17 protein-coding genes and 1 tRNA gene are annotated in these 20,130 nt (G+C 46.6%); 4 read left to right on the top strand and 14 right to left on the bottom strand.

Annotated features, from left to right (window positions below; translation table 11 throughout):
• Positions 1 to 159 precede the first annotated feature (159 nt).
• The 3 genes from AC6I8A_RS13370 to AC6I8A_RS13360 all read left to right on the top strand — a co-directional run bounded on the left by AC6I8A_RS13370 (position 160) and on the right by AC6I8A_RS13360 (position 2,294).
• Entirely contained in the window at positions 160 to 1,113 is a 954-nt protein-coding gene (locus tag AC6I8A_RS13370) for a tyrosine-type recombinase/integrase (protein ID WP_497818659.1), read from the top strand.
• A 43-nt stretch (positions 1,114 to 1,156) separates the two neighbouring features.
• The gene (locus AC6I8A_RS13365; RefSeq protein WP_497818658.1) at positions 1,157 to 1,570 is read left to right on the top strand and encodes a hypothetical protein; all 414 of its coding nucleotides are present in this window, start codon (positions 1,157 to 1,159) and stop codon (positions 1,568 to 1,570) included.
• Positions 1,571 to 1,652: 82 nt separating this feature from the next.
• A complete protein-coding gene (locus AC6I8A_RS13360) occupies positions 1,653 to 2,294 on the top strand; it encodes a hypothetical protein (protein WP_497818657.1) in 642 nt (213 codons plus the stop codon).
• A gap of 1,257 nt (positions 2,295 to 3,551) precedes the next feature.
• On the opposite strand, the gene AC6I8A_RS13355 is transcribed toward AC6I8A_RS13360, so the two are convergent.
• From AC6I8A_RS13355 to AC6I8A_RS13290, 14 genes are all read right to left on the bottom strand, one after another.
• Positions 3,552 to 3,851: a hypothetical protein gene (locus AC6I8A_RS13355; RefSeq protein WP_497818656.1), complete on the bottom strand. Its 300-nt coding sequence runs from the start codon at positions 3,849 to 3,851 to the stop codon at positions 3,552 to 3,554.
• A gap of 23 nt (positions 3,852 to 3,874) precedes the next feature.
• Entirely contained in the window at positions 3,875 to 4,378 is a 504-nt protein-coding gene (locus AC6I8A_RS13350) for a hypothetical protein (protein ID WP_497818655.1), read from the bottom strand.
• A 143-nt stretch (positions 4,379 to 4,521) separates the two neighbouring features.
• Complete coding sequence (locus tag AC6I8A_RS13345; protein WP_497818654.1) at positions 4,522 to 6,357, bottom strand: hypothetical protein; 1,836 nt, start codon at positions 6,355 to 6,357, stop codon at positions 4,522 to 4,524.
• Positions 6,358 to 6,368: 11 nt separating this feature from the next.
• Positions 6,369 to 6,587: a hypothetical protein gene (locus AC6I8A_RS13340; RefSeq protein WP_497818653.1), complete on the bottom strand. Its 219-nt coding sequence runs from the start codon at positions 6,585 to 6,587 to the stop codon at positions 6,369 to 6,371.
• Positions 6,588 to 6,686: 99 nt separating this feature from the next.
• Positions 6,687 to 7,163: a hypothetical protein gene (locus AC6I8A_RS13335; RefSeq protein ID WP_497818652.1), complete on the bottom strand. Its 477-nt coding sequence runs from the start codon at positions 7,161 to 7,163 to the stop codon at positions 6,687 to 6,689.
• Positions 7,164 to 7,200: 37 nt separating this feature from the next.
• Entirely contained in the window at positions 7,201 to 7,617 is a 417-nt protein-coding gene (locus tag AC6I8A_RS13330) for a hypothetical protein (RefSeq protein WP_008105058.1), read from the bottom strand.
• Between the two features lie 187 nt (positions 7,618 to 7,804).
• The gene (locus AC6I8A_RS13325; protein WP_497818651.1) at positions 7,805 to 8,152 is read right to left on the bottom strand and encodes a hypothetical protein; all 348 of its coding nucleotides are present in this window, start codon (positions 8,150 to 8,152) and stop codon (positions 7,805 to 7,807) included.
• On the bottom strand, positions 8,097 to 12,875 hold the full coding sequence (locus AC6I8A_RS13320) for a hypothetical protein (RefSeq protein WP_497818650.1): 4,779 nt from the start codon (positions 12,873 to 12,875) through the stop codon (positions 8,097 to 8,099). The genes AC6I8A_RS13325 and AC6I8A_RS13320 overlap by 56 nt, the downstream gene beginning before the upstream one ends.
• Before the next feature lie 148 nt (positions 12,876 to 13,023).
• Entirely contained in the window at positions 13,024 to 13,215 is a 192-nt protein-coding gene (locus AC6I8A_RS13315) for a hypothetical protein (RefSeq protein ID WP_008105052.1), read from the bottom strand.
• Complete coding sequence (locus AC6I8A_RS13310; protein WP_497818649.1) at positions 13,205 to 13,402, bottom strand: hypothetical protein; 198 nt, start codon at positions 13,400 to 13,402, stop codon at positions 13,205 to 13,207. Before AC6I8A_RS13310 ends, AC6I8A_RS13315 begins: the two co-directional genes overlap by 11 nt.
• Positions 13,396 to 14,379, bottom strand: a complete 984-nt coding sequence (locus AC6I8A_RS13305; protein WP_497818648.1) for a hypothetical protein — start codon at positions 14,377 to 14,379, stop codon at positions 13,396 to 13,398. The genes AC6I8A_RS13310 and AC6I8A_RS13305 overlap by 7 nt, the downstream gene beginning before the upstream one ends.
• Before the next feature lie 2,408 nt (positions 14,380 to 16,787).
• A tRNA-Pro gene (locus AC6I8A_RS13300) sits at positions 16,788 to 16,864 on the bottom strand.
• 70 nt (positions 16,865 to 16,934) lie between these two features.
• Complete coding sequence (gene yejM / locus AC6I8A_RS13295; RefSeq protein ID WP_497818647.1) at positions 16,935 to 18,689, bottom strand: LPS biosynthesis-modulating metalloenzyme YejM; 1,755 nt, start codon at positions 18,687 to 18,689, stop codon at positions 16,935 to 16,937.
• A 22-nt stretch (positions 18,690 to 18,711) separates the two neighbouring features.
• Positions 18,712 to 18,939, bottom strand: a complete 228-nt coding sequence (locus AC6I8A_RS13290; protein WP_036648480.1) for a YejL family protein — start codon at positions 18,937 to 18,939, stop codon at positions 18,712 to 18,714.
• A gap of 158 nt (positions 18,940 to 19,097) precedes the next feature.
• On the opposite strand from AC6I8A_RS13290, the gene yejK reads away from it, so the two are divergent.
• Positions 19,098 to 20,102: a nucleoid-associated protein YejK gene (gene yejK, locus AC6I8A_RS13285; RefSeq protein ID WP_256696936.1), complete on the top strand. Its 1,005-nt coding sequence runs from the start codon at positions 19,098 to 19,100 to the stop codon at positions 20,100 to 20,102.
• Positions 20,103 to 20,130 lie beyond the last annotated feature (28 nt).

Genomic DNA, 20,130 nt, shown 5'->3' with positions numbered 1-20,130 from the left:
GCAATAAAAAAGCAGCCATTAGGGCTGCTTTTTTGGGATTTTGGTCGGCACGAGAGGATTTGAACCTCCGACCCCGGACACCCCATGACTCTCTTGGGTTGTGTTTAACCTTATGATTCTATTGTTAAACAGCATTCACAATCATCTGAGGGAATGTGAATGGCTACCATCCGACAATTACAATCTGGCAAGTGGAACGCTCAAGTAAGAATCACAGGTTACAAGCCTAAATCTTCTACGCATCTGACAAGAGAAGCGGCTGAGCAATGGGCAAAAGAGCAGGAGCAGCAAGTACACTCATCCTGTGCCACTATCCAAAAGCTCTCCCCTGTTTATCTTGAAGAAGTTATGACGCTTAGCGGAAAGCAAAGGGGTGGCTACGAGGCTATTTGCCACCGTCTTAGAACGCTTTCTAAAGGCCTGCCAGCTTCGCTCACTTTGATAACCAGTGCTGACGTAGCTGAGTATAAAAACAAGCGTCTAAAGATCGTTCAGGGGGCCTCAGTGAGACTTGAGCTACAGCTCTTATCTCGCTTTCTAAGATGGGCATCTACAGAAAAAGGGGTTGAATGCTCTGATGTGGTCAAGCAGGTTAAGCTTCCATCACCTTCTAAACCTCGTGAGAAAATAATACTTCCTCATGAATACTCAATGATACTGGATAATGTGTCAGACAGGATTAAGCCAATCATCACACTGGCATATGAGACAGCGATGAGAAGGGGAGAAATCCTTAGCCTTAAACCATGCATGATTAATTTCAGGAAGCGCGTTATACATCTCACCCATACAAAGAACGGGGAAGAAAGGGACGTGCCGCTTTCAACAGCTGCAATTGCTTTGCTCACACAGCTATGTGATGGGCGTAACCATGATAGCATTCTTTTCCCATACGCTGATTACACCATATCTCAGGCATTCAGGAGGGCTGTTAGAAAGTGTCAGATACATGGGGTGTGCTTCCATTCATTAAGGCACACAGCCATTACTAGGTACGCTGAGAAAGGGCTCTCAACTGTTCAGCTCCAAGTAATTTCAGGCCATAAGAGCATTGGGATGTTGGCAAGGTATAGCCACATTCGGGCCAGCTCTGTTAGTGATTTGATGGGCTAGCTAAACGAAGCGTGGTATCTTCAGCCTTTTCACTGGGGATACCATGTTCAAATACTTACTGTTAAGGCTCAGGGTTGGCAAGGTGCAGGCTGAGCTAATGGCTCAAATCCATAATCAAGAAATAGTTAACCGCCTCTGCCAGCTTCCCGCATCAATTGAGCAGATAGATTTTCTTTACCGTAAGGCTTATTACAGAAAACGTAAAGACGTTAACTTCCTTATAGTCTGCAATATTATGGCTCATATCTTAACTAGTGAGATATCTACCGATGAAGACAAGATACTATCCTTCGTAATTCTAACCGAACGCTTTGATAAGATGATCAAAGACAATGATTACTGCCGTCAAAATTTCATGCTAATTGGAGACTTCGAAAGGGCTTTGATAGATTATCGCATGACACACCCTGAGTGGCCTGCTTCACTTTCATCACTTACTCTCCTCTCCCACCCTTAGAAAAAAAATGCCAGACCTAAAACTTCACTTTCGTATTATAAACTATTAGCATTAATCGTTCTTCAAATGAGGGTTATGTGGGATGACAACTCAGCAGCAGGTTATCGAGACGATTGGTTCTTTTCAAAGAGACTTATGGATTAAAACATATCTTCCTCTTATCACAACCTTCGTGGGTTTATTCTTTGGTTTTTTCTTAAACACCATTAAAGATTCAGTGGTTAATAGAAGGAATATCGTAAGATACAAGAAGGTAATTAAGGAGGAGGTGTTTTTAGCTACTCAGGAATCTTTAGATCTTGCTAAAAGGATATGTAAAGAGTTGGATGAGGCCAAGGAAAAAGGCAAGGCACCCTACGCTTATGTTTCTAGAGTAAGTGATATATCTTTTAAAGAGTTCTATCCTAAGTCAATCTATTCATATTCGGTCAGTGAAAGAAAAGACTTGAATGTTTTTTATTCGAATATTGATTTTATAAATTCTCATGTGAACGGTAATTTTTCAACTATGTATGATAAAGATATCAGTGGAGGAATAGCTAGAATGAATCACTTAATGATAGCAATATTCAATGTTTACCGTTGTCATGCTAATTTACACTTAGGTAAAAATAGAACTACGATGACTGTGGGAAACTTTCTTGATGAAACAGAGATCGAAAGTGAATTTTATCGTGACTTAATAAAAAGAGCATCTACAGAAAGTTCAAGTCACTGTGATTGAATTTTAAATTAAGAATGACTTTGATTGAAAAGTCATTTTCCAAAATCAATTTACAACTGATTAGGATAATATCAAAAATGAAATGATTAAAAACTTAACAAGCCAACTGAATCCACATGCCACCCTCTCTCATTCATTCGCCCATTCACTATCGTTCATGTGCTCATTCATTCTTTCATGCGTCATGGCTACATTCGTAGCGGATTCAATAGAACGTGCAGCTTTAGCTGCGTTCAATAGGACATAACGGCTACTGTTCACCTCTGTGAACAAGTCTTTTGTAGCCAGTGTATATGAATGTGAATCTATGGGGAAAGACAATAGTACATACAGGGGGATATAATTTTAGGAGGGGATTTGAATGGTATATAGGATGTGTATGAATGGAAAGAGGATAGGAGGGTCAATGCGTTACGTCATCCTGACTAACGCTAGGGGCAAGAGCAGGTCAACAGAACGCAGCAGAGCTGCATACGCACCAAGACTCTCTCACAGCTAGGGCTGTTCGTTCCCTATGGCACAAACAAGCATGTGTACATTCGCATATCATTGTGCATCTACATGCTAATGTGTGCATCGTCAGATGTGTTTAATACCTACTACCGTAATTGTTTAAATTAGAAAGGTCCCTTGTCCTGACTCTGTTACACCCTCTATTAGCAGGTCCCTTATATACTACTACCGAAATAAACAGGCGGTAATAGTGAGGGGCAGATTTCTCTACACTACCTACTACCGAAATAAATAAGGCCTCCCTTCACAGGCCCATTCACACAATACATTGTGAACGCACACACCTAACTGATTGAGAAGTAATGAATGTACATTGTCTTTGATAGACAGAAGCGGAGGAATTATTGACAGGGGGCAGCGTTCACCCCTCCCTTTAAAATTATCCTGCTTGCTTTGCTGGGGGCTATAAGGGGGGAGTACGGGGGGCTGTGACTACTTGCATAGACCTTTCCCAGAATCTTACAGAAATTAGCCTATGTACGGGAGAGAGAGAAATACCCCCATCTCTGAGGGCTATTGTGTTTATTTAGAGGCGTTGTTTCTATCTATTGCGTCAGAGAGAGCTCTAGTTACAGCTTCTTGTGCCTTAGCCAGAGCATTGGCTCTCCTCTTTCTCCTGCGGGACCACCACAGAGCAGCCAGCACTTTAAGCGGGGCTATTCCGAAGGTGACAAGCAGCATGTCTATTGCGGTGACTGTTGGTGATGCCATTAATATCTGCAATCAAAATAGATTGCCCCCACACTATTTCCGTAATGAAAGTTCAGCCTGAAGGATCTTTATGTCAGCTTCCGCCTGCTTAAGGCGGGCAATAAGCTCCAAAACGGGTAAGGCAGAATTGCCAAGAGTGGCATTAAGGATGGAAAATCCATTCATGTCTACAGCGCTTTTCATTGTTGATGTTCCACCCGCATAAGGAACACGCCATAGGCAATTATTATTAATGGCATCACATAGAGCGGAAAGGTTATTATTTAATTGATTTACAAAAGAGCCGTTAAAGGCTGTAGCTCCCAGAGGAGCTATTACGATTGGTTCTGCCATTATATGATGGCTCCTATTTATTGTTATTGAATGCGCTCTACAGTGAGAAGGGCATTAGCAGAGGTAACAGCGGCTGAAAAGTTCCCCATAAGATATAGGGTTGTATCTGCTGTTACATTGAAAAATCGTATAGGGCTGTGAGCTGAGCCACCCGTTAAAGATGTAGACACTGTGCCATAGCCTCTCAGAGAATAGTCAGCAGGGAACGAGGCAGAAGTGTTAACGGCTATCTGTCCATCTCCCGCTGTGCGCCATGTAGATGACGCTGTAACACGCCATACACCGGCTGGGATTGTAATAGTAGTGAGAGTGGTGGTGGAGTTAGCTGATACAGCCAGCCCTGCCACACTCACCTGATTAAAATATCCCTTGTCTGTTGAAGGAACCAATGCACCATTCACACTACCTGCATCAAATGCACCAGTGAGAACAGCGTTGAAATATTTCTTTTTGAGTTCTGGTAATGTCCCCGTGGTGCTTAATGCGGAAGTGAGAGCTGCTTTCTCCGTATCATTCAAGCTTGCCATTCTGTTTCCTTTTTTATTATTATTTATTGTTGGCATATTTCAAAAATAAACCCCCTCTAACGCTCTATGAGCCCCTACAAGGCCTTAAGAGGTACATATGGCTTAGGAGGGCTTAGAATTGATTAGAGAGCTTCCTAGAGGTATTAACGCCCGTTGACGCTTTCACCGCCTGCTGGCGCTACAGGTTCCTCGTTGGGGACCCCAAAGAAATCTGATTCATAGCGTTTAAACTGTTTATCAAAATCTTCATTGCCTTCCAGATGCGCAGCAGCACGAACCGTTTTGTTTACCAGAGGGGAAACTTTCTGGTTTAAATCGCTCGCTTTAGCAATTACAGCTGGATTCCCCTCATATCCCTTTTTAGGGCGGAATGTGAGAGAGCCATTACGGAAGGTGTATTCCAATGCGCCATCGGCTGCGCTCTGCTGTTGCTCCACATTAGCAAAGCCTACATTGTATTGAGATTTTTTAGCCGTATCCACAGTGAAGCCAGTAGTTACCTGTGCATCTTTCCAGGCCTGTTGAATAACAGGAGAGAGCTTATCTGTGTAATTAGTGCCAATAACGTTTTCAATATTCGCCGATACACTTTCATCCACAGTGCCGCCCATCTGCTTATATTTCAAAAATTGAGGGGAGGCTAAGAAATCCATTACATTATTGAGCTGATGAGGCGTCTTCTGTGAAGAAGCGAAATCTACAGTGCCAGACAGAATAGCGTTTACATGCTGATGGAGTTCGCTCTGGGTTCCCTCAACATCATCCACAATAGGGGACTTGCTGGAGAGGGCATCAATAGTGGATTTAAGAATGTCAGTATGGGTTTTAGTATCAGCCTTATCTGCCGCACTGTTAGAGGTAGGATTATAATTGTACCCCTTCATGATTTCATCGTACTTATCCATTAGCTGCGGAGTTACACGGTTAATCACAGTAGCCCCAGCTGGGCCAAGCGTCTTAGCAAGCGCTAAGGGAGTGGCATACTTAGGGTCAGCAGCAAAAGGAAGGAGGGCTTTGGCCTGAGCACTATCAATCTGATGCTGATATACATCCGCTGAAATCTTGCCTGAAGCTAAGTCAGAGCTGGCCTTATACAGGTCCCCGAATGGCTTTGTTAGTCCATCTACATAATCACTTCCCGCAATACCGCGATATTGCATGAGCTGGCTTTGAAACTGCTGCTGTAGCTCTGTGATGGCATTAACTTTCTGCTCTGGAGTCATTACAGCGTTCTGATGGATAGATGTAATCTGTGCTCTCTGTCGGTCATATTCAGACTGTACAGCGCTATTAAGGCCATTACGCACCTGTAGCTGGTTAGTCTTCATCTTCGCTTCCATAACAGCATTAGCCCGCTGTGCGTTAGCGTTAGCAATATTAGCCCGCTTCTCCTGTAGCCCTAGCTGCTGGTTTTGTATGGACAGTTGCTTTCCATAGAAATCCATCTGTTGTGCTGCATGTTCCTGCTGACGCATACCGTCTACTTGCTGCTGCTGCTGTTCAGCGGTCATGCCTGCATGAATCCAGCCGGAAGCAGTGGCTTTTTTAAGATCTGTCTGATATTGCTGCTCAACAGCGGTGCCCTGCGCCAGTGTATCGCCTAAGCCTGCGCTTTTGGCTAGGCCGCTATTAAGCTGAATCAGTTCCTCGGTCATGGCTGGGTTATTGGCTACAAGCTGATTAAACTTGGCACGCTGTAAACGCTGCGCATCGGACTGTGACAAGCTCCCCTGACTCACCGCTGAGTTGAGATTGGTGATGTAAGAAGCAAAGCCAGCTGTGGCCTGATTCTTTTGCTTCACCGCTTCCTGTTTCTGATTGTTAGCGTACATACTGAGGCCAGTAGAAAGGAGTTGGGTTAGTCCCTGTCCTACTGCCGCTACTGTACCTGCGTTGCTCACTGGAGCCACCGCCTGTTGTGGAGAGGCGTTAAATTGTGGAGCGCCTACATCCTGTGTCTCAAAAATACCCTGAGCCATAATAGTTCCCCTTAGTGCAGATTAAGTTTGGTAGAGTTGGTGAGATAGCTCATATTGCTGAGCAGTTCGTTATGTTTTTTATCCCACATAGCCAGAGCTTCACGACATACACTGAGCATCGGTACATCTGAAATATCTGTTGCACGCAGGATGGAGCACCAGCGGCTAATCTCGTTTTCAGCTTCATTCAAAGCTGCGGAGGTATCTTTCAATAATTGTTCTGTGTTCATTGTTCTGTTTTCCCTTAAATAGATTTTTAATTGTTTTAATAGGGATAAAGGGGAGGAGGAGATTTAAGATGACAAGCAGGAAATAAGAAAACTCGACCATCACCGCATAACCTCATCTGAGGCTTTCTCAACTTCTGACAGGGGCGTGTTGAATCCGCAATACTTACAATGCATACGCGGATAAGAGCTATCTACTTCATCCTCATAGGCATTGTCATAGAGGCATACAACCTTACATCTGCCGCATCTCCAGTTGAAATACTGATTACGCACTTCCTCCAGTCTTTCTGGCTTAGCTGATTCCAGCATGTAATCAATAGCCTCAGCAAAAGTTCTCCCGCTATTCCACTGCCCATCTACTAGCGTAGGGTCTACTCCGCTAATCTTGATTTGCTTATCCACTAAATAGATGTTCAGGTGTTTTCGGATTACAAGCCCCTTATACGCAAAGAGGATTGTAGTCTGAGAAGGGGAGTGAGAAGCCCCCTCTCTGGCGTCTGTCTTACGCTGAACCTTCCGGGCGTGATGAGCGTTAGCTCTGGCCTGCTGTTGGCCTAAGCTCCAATTCTTATTCATCTCTGCGACTCCTTAACTACCTACTTCCGAAATAAAATCACTCTTGTTCTTTACGAGAGCGGAAGAAATCAATAGCAGCTTGTGTGCTGTGCATAGGGCCAAGAGCTTTAGAGCGGTCATTCATTCGCTGAGATGCCTGCTTTTGTGCCTCAATGGTGCGCAGTTCAGATTCATGTTCTTCACGAGTGCGCTTGTCCATAGTGCGGCTCTGCGTGTTCTCACGAATACGGCGCATATATTCTGCACGCTGTGCTTCGGTTTCCAGTTTAGAATAAGGGACATCGGGGAGGGCGCTGGCTTTCTTCTTAGCAGCCAATTGGCGGAGAATTGCAGCACCTGCTTCCTCTGCATTACAGCCTGTCTGTGCCATTAGCTGCTGCATAATTTCCTGAATGTTAACATCCGGGCCCTGTTCAGAGGGGGAGTAGGTGTTGTCAAATAATGATGTAGACATTGTTCTGTTTCCTTTTTATTATTTATAATTGCGGCGGTAAGCGCCCTTTAAAATTCTTTGTGTCCAAGAGAATGTATAACGGAAAGAGTATTCCAGCTCTTGCAGCCAATAAGCATTATGGCGCGCTCTCTCTGCCTTAAACGCCTCCACAGCCTTTCTTGAATATCGAGCCATACATTCCCTCATGTTATTTAAATAAACGCGCCAAGAGCGCTACAACGCTTGCTGTCGTGTATTCTTTACCAGTGACAGTAACATGGCCTTTAGTATTTAGAGCATTAGCTAAGGCTGCATTACCTAAGCCATAATCTAATAGGTCTTCTACCACTGGCTTAATCTTCTCGTCATATTTACGGGTACGGTTAGCCCGAGCTTCAGCAAATGAAGTTCCTGTATGTCGCATAGTGTTTTTCTCGATGTTTTTATTATTTTGAGAGGAGAGCAGGGCAGCCCTAGAAACTGCCCATTTTGTTTTTTTATTATTTAAACTTATTAATGTCTTTAACTTCTTCTTCTGAGAAGCTCCATTTGGCAATGGACAGGAGGGCTTCACGTTGTTCTGGCTTAAGAGTAGCTTGGTTAATCCAGCCAATAACATCTTCGCGTGTAGCCCATCCAGAGGCGCTCATGATTGCATCGAATAAGCGGCGGTCCCCACCTTCGATTTGCTTCATCATATTAGCCATCCAGCGCTTATGAGCTGAAACATTATTAGGAAATGCAGACATCCCATATTGTGACATACGGATGAGGTAATCTTGTTGCTCAGCTGTGAGCCCCTCAGCTACTAAACGCCGTGACACATCTCCGAAATACTGATCAATGTCTGCATTGTATTTGTCATGCTCCGCCTTAATGTCATCCATCACCGCAAAGCTACGTGCCTGAGTAAGGCTCTGGAAGCCTAGGAGCTTGGCAAATGCTTCAGGTGTTGTAACGTTGTCTCGGGTCATGGCTCCTGATGCTGAATATTCGCGTTGGTACTTGAGCATCAGCCAGGCTTTGTAGCCGTTAGAGAATCCAGAGGAAAGGTTTCCTACATCCATCATAACTGTGTGCCATTTGTCTACGCTGGTATCAGATGACGGGTCTGTCACTAAACCGGAAGCATAGCCAAAATCGCGGATAAGATTGGTGATGCGTGGATTGCTCCCCATCATTAGGGAGCCTACAGGGCTGTTAGCAATAGCCTCCCCCGTACCGTCACTAAAGATGTGCTTCACCATATCAATCACGCCTTGAGGGTCATAAGGGTTTACACCACCACCCCAATCAACTTGAGATTTCTGGCCCCATACAGCCTCAATCATTCCATTGGTTAGGACGTTAGATAAGCCACCTACAATCAACTCTCGTTGCGTTTCATCTTCTGGCAGGTGTTCAGAAAGCATCTGTGCAAGCCAGTCTGGTGCCCCAAACATGCCTACAGCAAACGTTGCCATACCTACTCGCGCTTTAGCAGGGATAGCCCGATTGAACAACACGCCAATCATTTTCAAAGGAACCTGCCCATACTGACCAATAACAGACAGCTCGTTATGGTTGAGCGCTACCTGACCAGAGCGGGAGAAGTTACCAGTGAATTGACGAGCATCAGAGGCTATTTGTTTCAGCAAGTCAGCGGGGAGGGTTGTCCCTTTACCAGCCTTAACACTTGCCTTCAATGCTGCGTCATAGTGAGCGAAGTAGGAAGAAGCCTGTACGAAATACTCACCAGCGCTAAAGCCAATCTTACGAGGAGCAGAAAGGGTGGCTTTCACTCCCTTAGTAACAGCATTAGCGGCACGGCTGGCATAACCTACAGATAAATCCGTATTCGTTCTCAACATCCCAGCAATCATTTCATGCCGGTTAATTCCCTTCGTAATCCCCGATTTATCCATGGCATCTTTCATAGCCTTGAATTCTGCCTTACTTCTACCAAACATCCGGTAATAAGCATCAGGGGCGTTAGGGTTAAACTTATCAATCATCAATAGCGTTGCATCATCGAACAGATGAGCGATGTAAGCTGGATGGCGTCCTAATGACATAGACGCCTGTGCAAATTGGACAGCTAATTGTCGTAATGGATTGAGGGCAATCATTGTGTAGAATGAAAGGGAGCGAAGGAAGCCAGTAGGAGAGAATGTTTCCCCGGCTCTTACTGCTCTTTCCCCCAGCGCCAGCGCCTTACTGTCGTACTTAACAGCAGCCCCGCCTAACCAATCAGCAGATTGTGAGAAGATTTTCTTTGTTACATCATCAAGCGCATTAACATAGCCATTTTCCATTGCCCTAATATGCTCATACATAGCACGGGCTGCTGCTCTCTGTTTACCACTTCCTGTAATCTCAGAGATGTTAGAAGGGTAGTCAGGACGGCCATTCCGTTTAGGCATAACATCGCTATAAGTGGAAAGGAGGCGCTGCTTGCTTGTCTCAATCCAGTCACGATAGGCTACCCGAGAAGAAACGCTCTCAATGCTGCTGTTCATTGCCTGAATAGGAGATTGAATATGAGTGCCATCGAGCTCTGTGTTAGAGCCTATTGCATCCTCAAGCCGCTTACCGCGTACACGCTGAGCTGATAAACCACCTGCGCTCATAGCCTGAGTATTCGCCTTGTCGTAGTCCCCTCCTTTCAGGTCTCCCCTTACACGATATTCAGAGGGGCGTGTTCGTTGATAACGCTCTATGGCTTTAGCAGCAGATAAGCTGTCAGGGGCTGTTGCAAATGCCTGCCAGATGTCCTGCCCATGCTCATCCCTTACGGGAATGCCATCAGCATCTACGAGCTTACGCTCAATGAAGTGAGGGTTAGCATATCGAACTGAGTAATAGCCTTTACGGTAGGCCATCACTGTATCGTCATCAGACAAAGCACGGAGATATGTCCCCCGAGCGTCATTATCATTGAGCACATGGAGGACGTTACGACCATCAATCTCAATTGGATGAGCAAGCTCAGCTACCCCTGCATTACGGGAGCTAAGGGCTGCACGCTCCTCTGGTGTGAGGATGCGCACTGTGTCCTTTGCTGCGTCATATACGGAAGTGTTATTGCGTACACTATTGAGAGAGACAGGGCGTGCTACGACATCTAAGCCAGCATCCTTATACACCATACGACCATAGCCACGGGTCTTGTAGCTTCTCACCATATCTGCGTTAGTAAGGTGCCAGAGAGTATCTTGTGTCTTCTTGAATTGTTCGAAGGTGCGAACCTCTGCATCATTAAAACCACGACCGGCTAAGTCGGAATAGTTATAGCTAATCCCCTTAACGTTGGCTTCTTTGATGGCGTCTATGATAGCATTCTTGCGCTCTATAGCCATTGGCTGTAGGGAGTCAGTAAAGCCTTTAGCCACCTCTACAAGCTTCTCGCTTAACACATCCTTTTTCAAATCAGAGAGCACAGCGCCTTTCATGTATTCGGGATGGAACATGGCTTCTGGTGCTACGAAGGTAGAAGTAAGAGAGCCGCGCCCCGATGTGCCATAGCCTACGTCCGAATAGTTAAGCAAATTACGCTTCACATCAAACAGCTGAAACTGGCTGTCGTCTAAATCTCCGGCGCTGTATTTGTAGTTTTGCTTAATCTGCAACAGGTAGTCACCACCTAAATCCCCCTCAGCGTTCTTAACCTGAGAATAGGGAACCGGGTGATATGTGTCTCCATCACGTACAAGGATGTTGATGTCCTTCTCATCAATGCCATATTTACGTAAAGCAAATTGAGCCTGCTCTGCTGCATCCTTAACGCTTGTCCAGCCATTGTCAGAGGGCCCATACACTGCAGCAATGTCTAAGCCTGTGCCATCGTCTGCTGCACCAACCGTTGTCATTTCCTTGCGGGTGACTAAGCCTGTTGCATTCTGGAAATCGTGGGTGACATTAGCATCAAGTCGGCGTTTCTCAACAGTGGAGAGGTTTGGATAAGCAGCTGAGCGCACTAAATCCAGCGTGTCATTATCTGGCATGTACTGGAAGTCATCATAGCGTGATGGGTCATACACCTTGCTCTGTACTGTTCCATCAGCCACTTTAGGCTGTGCAGCCATATACCCGGCAAAAGCATTATCTTTCCCCGTACCAGTCATCGCTAAAGCGAATTCATCCGTTTCATCCTGAGCAATACCAGCTACAACACGGCGTGCTTTATCTGGGTTGGCATCCTTAAGAATATCCATAGGTGAGGAGGGCTGTTGCTGTGCCATTAACTGACGTTGCTGGATAGATCTCTCAGCGTCTGTAAGGCCCTCTGAGGCACGCGCGGCGTTAGCCGCTGCATCTGCTTCTCTTACAGTTTTCCCCACGCCCAATGCCCTCCCCAGCGCTCTGAATGGCAGGGCTAAGCCAGACATATCTAAGAGGCCGCCTAGGTTATCAATCACTTCATCGGTAACGGTGTAGGCACCAGACTGTGTAACTGCTTGCAGAGCGTGGAGGTTGGCACTGTCTTTCTCTGAGGGGAGGAGGATAGTGCGGCCTTCACTGTTAATTGTTGTAGCAATTCCATCCATCACCGCCATACGCTGGTCAAGAGGGAGGGCATTGAATTTATCAGCAAGAGCTGCCTTAGAGGAACCTTGCAGGAAGAAGGAAGCAATCACGCCCTTAGTATCATTACTGAGGCTGGAATAGAGCTGGGTAGATTTGATTGAGGAGACACCGGGGATGATGTTCTCAGCCATTCCTGTTGCTGTGGCTGTTAGTCCATTCTCTTCCTGAGCCATTGCTGTGGCGTTATAGATGGCCTGTTGCTGTCGTTTAAACTGAATAGCTTTGTCCATACCAGCTGCAAACAGGTCACGGCTTACAGTGGCTTCTGCTGTCTCATTAGGGTTTGTCTCCCCGGCTTCCTGTGTACCCAGCATTCCCTGAGCTGTTAACAGGTTGCTCTGAGCAATACGGCCCTCCTGATGCTGCTGGAGAATAGCCTGCTTAGTCATGTCCGGTACTTGTGGGTCAGCCAGAGATTCATACATAGCCTGCTGGAAAGCCGAGGCTTCCTGAGTTTTACGCGCATCCAATATCTGATTCTGTGTAGGGCTGTAACCCATCTGAGAATGTTCAGAGGAGATAGCGTCGTAGGTTGGAACTACCTGATTTGGGTCAGTTGGTGCATTCAAAAGGGCGGTAGTGGCTGCACTGTTCCTCACTGATGGACTCGACACAAAAGCCTGAGCTGGTGCCGGGGTGCCTGTGGTGGTGTCTGAGAAATCATTGAGAGACACAGGTGTATTATCTAAGAAATCGTCCAAGGTATATGCCATGTTATTCTGTTTTCCTTATTATTATTTTTATTAAGCGCTGTGCATGGCGAGCTTTAATAGCCCCAGCACAAAGAAGAACATCAACCAGTGCCACACCTTGGGCTCCCCAACATCCTTAGTGTGTCGCTCAAATGTCTTCTTAAATGTTTCAAGCTTGTTGCGTAGGCGGATTAATATGTTCTTCAATGATAAGTTCCAGCTCGTAATCTAATCTCATATCTTTAATCAGACGGGCAAGCCAAGCCTGACGGCTTTTCTTTCCTCTCACCTTGTCTAACCAAGCAATTGTTTCAGGAGTAAAATGTGTAGCCACTACAGCGGAGGGTTTCTTATTGTTCATTTGGTTTGTTCCCCGCTGAATTAATGTGACCACCTTCAACCAGATTTAAATAATGGGAGACTATCCGAACCATATAAGCGTTCCTGCTGAGCTCCCCTTTAATTGCATCCACACGTTTAGCCAATTCAATAGGCAGCAAGCAGCCTTGTGGCTTTTTCAAATATTCTTTGCCATTGTTATTCACCATGGTTCACCCGCCTCATTTGTGTAAGTGCTAACCTGAATAGGCTTTATCCACCACTCAGGCTCATCATCAGATTGTTTTTCTTTCTTATTAACGACTGAATCTAACCAAGCGTCATCCGCATCAAGATAAACAGACTCCGGAGTTTTAACTGCTTCTGGTTCCACCACCTCATAAGGGAATTCCGCAGAGATTGCTTTGTACACTTCCTCAAATGGAATCACTTCACCTTTAATACGCTGAGACATACGGCCTGATTGTTCAGTGACTGAGGTGATGTGGGATTCAATCTGAGCATCTAAACCTGCAATAGCTAATCTGCGAATCGTATCCTTGTCTCCTTCGGTGAACTCAACAGGGCACACTACAGCGTTAGACACACCATCAGAATGCTTGTATGCCACTGTGTCAGCTTCAAAGCAGTAAGACATACCTGAGTCTAGCTGAATAACATCGTGGTTCTCAGGCTCCCCCAATCGGCGTATGAGGATTTCAGCAGCCTTACGCAATACACGTGCATAACGTTCGCCAATCCCTTTCTCACCTTGAAGGAATCTACGCTTGTTAATCTGCTCCACGATTGACTCAGTACTTAGCTCCTCACTCTTCATAACGAAGGCCAGCTGTTTAACTGGAATGTGGGAGGAATAGTGGGCTGTGTGGGCTACTGAGCGAAGCAGGTCATCCATCTTGACGCCTAATGAACAGCGTCCCGTGTCTTCGTCATAGGACATGTTAGCGAATACAGAAGCGTAAGGGTTGGTATTCACTTTAGCTTTACGGCCTCTTGTCTCTGTCTTAATTACGGTAGTAGATATAAGGGGCTTGTTATCCGCATCTCCAAACAACACAGATTCAACAGCAGGAGTGGTGTTATACGCTTCAGGAAGAACAGGGAAAGAGTGGTTTACAATCTCACCAGTTTCTAAATCAACTGCGTTCATCACTCCATCAATCATCAGCATTTTAATCTTGGTCATAGTGTGCCCTATTGTTATTATTTTTATTTCGGAACTAAGAAAGGTTAGTGATTTAATTACGGTAGTAGGTATTAAGGCCAGAGGGTGAAGGTGTACGCAGCAATAAGATAGAGTAAGAATAAATCCATCAAACCACCTCCAGAGCTGGGGTGCTTACAATGTAAAAACTTCTGCTTCCATCTTCGTACTTATTCACTATCCCCATCTGCATAAACTTTTGAATGATGAATTGAGAATTGTTAAACAGGTCTGTGCCTAGCCCTAACATTTCGTCTATTCGCTGATAACTTAGATACACTTTGCCAAATCTATTCTGTAGATTAGCGATGTGAGAAAATACTAATTTCATATCTCCGCTAAACCGGCATACTTCTGCGTTATGCGTGAAATGTCTTACTGCGTGAAAGTGGTATGGATTTATTCTTGATTCGAATGCGGATGCGGATGCATTCTTAGATGCGTTAGCCATAGTTTCAAGTTCCTGTGAAGGATTAAGTAACCTGTACGCCAGATGAGGTGTATCAGGAAAGGCCCTTATTGTTGGCTGTTGTAGGATGAGCTTCCGTGCTCTAACAGAACAACTACATTACGCAATGGAAGGGAGCCATTACGCAGGAATAAGAAAGAGCTGAGGATAAAGGAGTTACCCAGCTCTTGAGAGGCATACTCGACCATGCGAGGAGTCTTGTTTTCTTGTCGAAGGAAACTCAGCAGATTGTTGAGCTTCGTCCCATATGCCAGAGGAGGAAGAAGGAGAGCAATTTTTAATGCCCTATACTTATACTAAAGAAGTATTACTTGAATTCGGTAACAAACTTTTTAATCTTCATGAGGGCTACATGAAATTTTTAAGGGTTCTAATTAGATAGATGTCGATTTTCGGGAAAAAGTAACAAGTTATTTTTAAGTGAAGGGTTAAGTGATTGAATATATCAACTATTTATTTTTCACTTTTTTCTGATTCTTGTTACCTTCCAGCGTTAATCTCTATGGGATTTCCATGTTGTCATGGTTCCGATTTTCACGCGTAAATCGTAGCGATTCTTCCCGTCGATGTTTCCCTCTCGCCACAGGTGAGGGGAACGAGACATAGGGAAGGGAGCGAAGATAGCGGGAAATTGCCTTTGACCTTAATTGGGAGGAGGGAGCTAGCTCACGACTTCCTTGTGTTGATCTTGAATTTTGAAGGGGGCATTCAAAGCTTTTTTAATTCAATTCAGAAAAGATGCCATGTATCTTGCAGGCAGCATTAGTATTCCCCAATACAATATAATCTAGGGCTGAACATCTTAATTCACCTGCTTGGTTTATAGTTAATAAATGGGCGGTGATTATAAAACACATTAAGAGAACTAACAGTACATACCATTTGCGTGCTATGGCTATTAATAAACTAGAAACAGAATTCTTCAATTAAATATCCCTTTACCATGATAGTATTTGCAAAGCACTCTCTCTATGCCCCTGAGAGCTCCTAGGAAGCACGGAGAGCACTTTAAATAAACTACCAATGCATTCCCATAGCCAACGCAAAAAGCCCCGCAGAATTAATCTGAGAGGCTAATAAGACGTGCTACGAAAACACGGGAGGTTTCCACTCTCCCCACCCTTGTATTCCGCCTTTCACAGGGGAGCGAGCTGGTCCCTCGCCTCGGTGGATATCGTTCCCTTTCGAGCCATAAGGCTACCTCAGTGACGCCACACAAGTTTCATGTGGACAGGCAGTCAATCACACCTTATGTGAGGTGTCAATATCTGTTTTAAGTTTATCCCTTAACCTTTCTAGGGAAGCCATGTAGCTCTCAGCTCGTTGCTGAGCATTATAGGCTGCATACTCAGCGTCAGATAGCTTATCAGTTACGCCTATGAGCCAAAGAAAAACAATCGCACTACCAAGAATAAACCAAATAGCTCTTGGCTCCATCCCCACTTCAATGGTTAGGGAGTACAGCCCCCATCCACATAGCCCGCTGAGTAATAGAGTAATCAATACACGGAAAGCTGGGGTAGTTCCGCTAGTGAGCTTATGTGTGTTTTGCTTCCGACCATCCATCCCGGCATCCCCTACAAAGCTGGTTCATTATCAGGATAAGATCATTCAGACGCGGAACAAGTCAACATAGGATTTTTAAGAGAACTGCTGAGATGGAAATAAGAAGATCTTCATCAAGAGCTTAGCGCTTTGTAAAGATTGATGCGGATAAAAGGGCGTGCAGCTTTAGCTGCGTTAAATATTCTTCCACGTTCGGCACGTAGCGCAGCCTGGGAAAGCTAAAGGAGTGGAGCATAGCGACACGAACGACTGTCATGGGGCAAGAACACCCACAACAAGGACTTGTGAATTCACAAAAGGAGGAATAAAATAGCAGGCTAAAGCAATGTCTAACCTGCTGTTTACTATAGGATTTTGGTCGGCACGAGAGGATTTGAACCTCCGACCCCGGACACCCCATGACCGTGCGCTACCAGGCTGCGCTACGTGCCGAACAAGGAAGAATATTACTGTTTCCGCGCACGATTGCAATATGAGCAGCATTTAACTGCCTCATAATTAATCAGTTTGCGACGAATCGCTTCTCTTCCGTCAATACCTGCAGCAGCAACGCCAGCTGCGGTTTATGATCTTTTAGCTTGTGACCCTGCGCATCGTAAGCGCTGTAGCTGCCGTTGTTATTCAGCACCAGCGTCACGGTTGGCGTGGTCACTACCAGCTTGCCGTCCTCACTGCTCGCCACCCAATCGTGGCTGCGTTGCGCGGCAAACAGATCTTCACCCTGCGAGAAGTTGGCGGGGTTGGTGCGCACATGCAGCAGACGCTGCATCAGTGTGGTCATCACGTCCTGCTGATCGGTCAGGCGATCGATGGTTTGCGCGGGCGTATTCGGCCAATGCACCACCAGCGGCACCTGCAAGGTCGCACGATTACCAGGATTGTCATCGTTGCTATCCAGATTGACCGCACGCTGCGCCGTAATCACCACCACGGTATTTTTCAGTAAATCGCGATCCTGCAAGGTTTGCAGCACCGCATTAATCTGTTCATCGACACCACTTGCCTGACGCGTATAGCTGCGCTGGCGCGCCTTCAGGTTGTCGCCATTGACCGTAACACCGTTCAGAGCAATCCACGAGAACCACGGCGCGCTGTTTGATCTCTGGCCGTTGAGCCAGTTTTGCCACTGCGTCACCGTGGTGCTATTCGGCTGGGTATCGGCCAGCGGCAGCGAATAGTCCGCTAATAAAGCCTGACGATACAGCGGTTGGCTAAAGCCGTCTGATGAGAACAAGCCAAACTGATAACCTTGCGCATTCAGCGCATTGAGCAGGGCCGAAGGCGTTCGCGATGCTAAAACGCCATCCATATAGCTGGAAGAGATGCCGTAGAACAGGCCAAACAGCCCTTTTTCCGGCTGCAGTCCTGCGCTGTAATGCTGGGTGAAGCGCACATTTTCACTGGCGAATTGATGGAGCGACGGCAGCGCTTTTTCCACCGTGGCGTTATTCAGGCCATCAACGGTCAGCACTAGCAGATTGTGGCGCGTACCGCCATCGCGGAAGGTTATGTCACTCAGCGGATACTGCACTGACAACGCTTCGGGATCGCCCTGTTGCACTAGACGGCGCTGATACTCTTGCGCATCCAGCAAACCGTGACGCTCAAGGAAGCGACGCGCAGTCATGGGATAGGAGAGCGGCAGATTGGCGCGCTGCATGGTAATCGGGCGATAGAAGTTAGCATCCGCCCAGATATACAGCAGATGGCTGGCGAAGAAGGCGCTGATAAACAGAGCCGCCAGCGGCTTACCGAACGAACGCCGATTAAGGCTACGCAGCTTTTGCCAGCTCCAGGTCGCGAACAGCATCTCGACGAGGAAAATCAGCGGCACGCTGATAAACATCAGCTGCCAGTCGCGCGCCATCTCGCTTTGATCGGGGTTAATCACCAGCTCCCACACCACCGGATTGAGGTGCAAGTGGAAGCGGCTGAATACCGCGCTATCGACCATAATCAGCGTCAGCCCGGCGGTGGCGATAATCGCCGACAGCACCCTGAGCAATCGCTGTGACATAACTACAAAGGTGAGCGGGAAAATGATCAGCAGATAGCCCGCGAAGACAATGAAACTGAAATGACCAATCCAACTGGTAAAGGCATAGATACGTCCCGCGAGCGACGCGGGCCAGTCGGCGACCAACAGGTAGCGGCTGCCTAATATAAACGCGAAGATAATATTAAACAGGGCAAACCAATGCCCCCAGCTGATCATCTGGGAGACTTTTTCGCGGTAGCGCTGCCGGTTGGTTACCATATTATGAGGTCAAATCTGCATATTAATGAGCGTTATCGTCGCGTACGGATGACTGCAACGCATCCGCGAAAGATCGTGCCAGAGTGCGGCGTTGAGCCGGTGAAACGCTGGTATTGATCAAGTTAGTTACCATGTTACCCAATACCATCAGGGAAAGGTCGGTTGGCGCTTTGTCTTTTTCAAGAATCTGCGCCATCTCTGCGAGGAGCTTTTCCACGCGTTCGTCACTGTAACGGGATGATTGTGGCATATCGTCGTCTAATCAAGGGTGAAAAGGCGGTATATTACCGTAACAACGCACTTTTTTCCGCAATTTTATCGCAAGCAGAGCGATCAGTTTGTGCTGGTAGTTGAAAGCGGCTGCGGGCGGTGTTTGAATACGCGCCTGAGCTAAAAGGAGAGTCTACCATGAGTCTGGATATCGACCAGATTGCCCTGCATCAGTTAGTTAAACGTGATGAAAACCAGCTGGAACTGGTACTGCGCGACACTTTGCTGCCTGCGACCCGCGCGGTTGAAGAGATGGCAGAAGAGCTGCATCGGGTTTATAGCGCCAAAAGCAAAGCTTACGGCCTGTTTAACGAAGACAGCGAACTGGCCGATGCGTTGCGTAACTGCCGCAAAGGGGAAGATGACTTTCTGGCATTTAGCCGTGCGGCAACCGGACGTCTGCGCGATGAGCTGGGTAAATATCCGTTTGCGGAAGGCGGCGTGGTGCTGTTTTTGCATTATCGCTATCTGGCGGTCGAGTATTTGCTGATTGCGGTACTGAACAGCCAGTCGAGCATGCGCGTTAATGAACAGCTGGATATCAGCAGCACCCATTATCTGGATATCAATCATGCAGATATTGTGGCACGTATTGATCTCACCGAGTGGGAAACCAACCCGGAATCGACCCGCTATTTGACCTTCCTGCGCGGTCGCGTGGGCCGTAAAGTGGCGGATTTCTTTATGGATTTTCTCGGTGCCAGCGTTGGTTTAGACACCAAAGCGCAAAACCGTGGCTTGCTGCAAGCGGTTGATGATTATTGTGCCGAATCAGATCTCGATAAAAACGAGCGCCAGAACTATCGTCAGCAGGTTTACACGTACTGCAACGATCAGCTGCAGGCCGGCGAAGAGATTGCGCTGCACGATCTCTCCAGCGAATTACCGCCATTAGGCGAAAAAACCTTCCAGGCGTTTACTCAGGAGCAGGGTTACGAATTGGAAGAGACCTTCCCAGCGGATCGCAGCACCTTGCGCCAGTTGACCAAGTTCGCAGGTAGCGGCGGTGGCTTAACCCTGAACTTCGATGCCATGCTGCTTGGCGAGCGCATCTTCTGGGATCCCACCACTGACACGCTTACTATCAAAGGTACGCCACCAAATCTGCGCGATCAGTTGCAACGTCGTACCAGCGGTAAATAAAAAAAGCCGGGTCACCAAAGTGCCCGGC

Source organism: Pantoea sp. X-Soil-ISGK-275, from assembly GCF_059730795.1.
This window is presented reverse-complemented; position numbering and strand designations above follow the sequence as displayed.

Excerpts from the sequence above, each read along its gene's own strand:
- AC6I8A_RS13370 (WP_497818659.1), top strand. The coding sequence starts at position 160 with ATGGCTACCATCCGACAATTACAATCTGGCAAGTGGAACGCTCAAGTA.
- AC6I8A_RS13365 (WP_497818658.1), top strand. The coding sequence starts at position 1,157 with ATGTTCAAATACTTACTGTTAAGGCTCAGGGTTGGCAAGGTGCAGGCT.
- AC6I8A_RS13360 (WP_497818657.1), top strand. The coding sequence starts at position 1,653 with ATGACAACTCAGCAGCAGGTTATCGAGACGATTGGTTCTTTTCAAAGA.
- AC6I8A_RS13355 (WP_497818656.1), bottom strand. The coding sequence starts at position 3,851 with ATGGCAGAACCAATCGTAATAGCTCCTCTGGGAGCTACAGCCTTTAAC.
- AC6I8A_RS13350 (WP_497818655.1), bottom strand. The coding sequence starts at position 4,378 with ATGGCAAGCTTGAATGATACGGAGAAAGCAGCTCTCACTTCCGCATTA.
- AC6I8A_RS13345 (WP_497818654.1), bottom strand. The coding sequence starts at position 6,357 with ATGGCTCAGGGTATTTTTGAGACACAGGATGTAGGCGCTCCACAATTT.
- AC6I8A_RS13340 (WP_497818653.1), bottom strand. The coding sequence starts at position 6,587 with ATGAACACAGAACAATTATTGAAAGATACCTCCGCAGCTTTGAATGAA.
- AC6I8A_RS13335 (WP_497818652.1), bottom strand. The coding sequence starts at position 7,163 with ATGAATAAGAATTGGAGCTTAGGCCAACAGCAGGCCAGAGCTAACGCT.
- AC6I8A_RS13330 (WP_008105058.1), bottom strand. The coding sequence starts at position 7,617 with ATGTCTACATCATTATTTGACAACACCTACTCCCCCTCTGAACAGGGC.
- AC6I8A_RS13320 (WP_497818650.1), bottom strand. The coding sequence starts at position 12,875 with ATGGCATATACCTTGGACGATTTCTTAGATAATACACCTGTGTCTCTC.
- AC6I8A_RS13315 (WP_008105052.1), bottom strand. The coding sequence starts at position 13,215 with ATGAACAATAAGAAACCCTCCGCTGTAGTGGCTACACATTTTACTCCT.
- AC6I8A_RS13310 (WP_497818649.1), bottom strand. The coding sequence starts at position 13,402 with ATGGTGAATAACAATGGCAAAGAATATTTGAAAAAGCCACAAGGCTGC.
- AC6I8A_RS13305 (WP_497818648.1), bottom strand. The coding sequence starts at position 14,379 with ATGACCAAGATTAAAATGCTGATGATTGATGGAGTGATGAACGCAGTT.
- yejM (WP_497818647.1), bottom strand. The coding sequence starts at position 18,689 with ATGGTAACCAACCGGCAGCGCTACCGCGAAAAAGTCTCCCAGATGATC.
- AC6I8A_RS13290 (WP_036648480.1), bottom strand. The coding sequence starts at position 18,939 with ATGCCACAATCATCCCGTTACAGTGACGAACGCGTGGAAAAGCTCCTC.
- yejK (WP_256696936.1), top strand. The coding sequence starts at position 19,098 with ATGAGTCTGGATATCGACCAGATTGCCCTGCATCAGTTAGTTAAACGT.